Genomic DNA, 398 nt, shown 5'->3' on the forward strand with positions numbered 1-398 from the left:
TGAACTTCGTCCCTGTTCCCGGACACCGTGGTAATTTACCCCTGTCCACGGAAGGAGCATGGAATGGGACAATCGAGACGAACGTTCACAGATGAATTCAAAGCCGCAGCTGGTGGCCGGTTTTATAAGCCTGGTGCCACACAAACCGGCGTGGCCAGGGAACCGGGTGTGACGAGTTCCCAGCTGAAGACCTGGCACTTGGAGGCCGAAGCGGCAGGATCAATGGCGGCGCTGCGCAGGCAGCAGGCGGATGCGGCGGAACTGGATCGTCTGCGGAAGGAAAACAAACGCTTGAAGCTGGAGAATGGGATCCTCCACAAGGCTTCCGCTTTTTTCGCCTCAAGGACAGCGAAGACATGAACACGAAACGTGCTTTCGTCGCTGCCCGCAAGACTGTT

General features: G+C 57.3%; 1 protein-coding gene. It reads left to right on the forward strand.

The features are described 5' to 3' along the window. The first annotated feature begins 63 nt into the window (after positions 1–63). Positions 64–360 carry a transposase gene (locus L1069_RS24005; RefSeq protein ID WP_237457312.1) on the forward strand — a complete coding sequence of 99 codons (297 nt, stop codon included), beginning with the start codon at positions 64–66 and terminating at the stop codon, positions 358–360. Positions 361–398 lie beyond the last annotated feature (38 nt).

Origin of the sequence: Leisingera sp. MMG026, from assembly GCF_021654205.1 — a bacterium.
Taxonomy (GTDB): Bacteria; Pseudomonadota; Alphaproteobacteria; order Rhodobacterales; family Rhodobacteraceae; genus Leisingera.

Coding starts and splice junctions, on each gene's coding strand:
- L1069_RS24005 (WP_237457312.1), top strand. CDS start 64: ATGGGACAATCGAGACGAACGTTCACAGATGAATTCAAAGCCGCAGCT.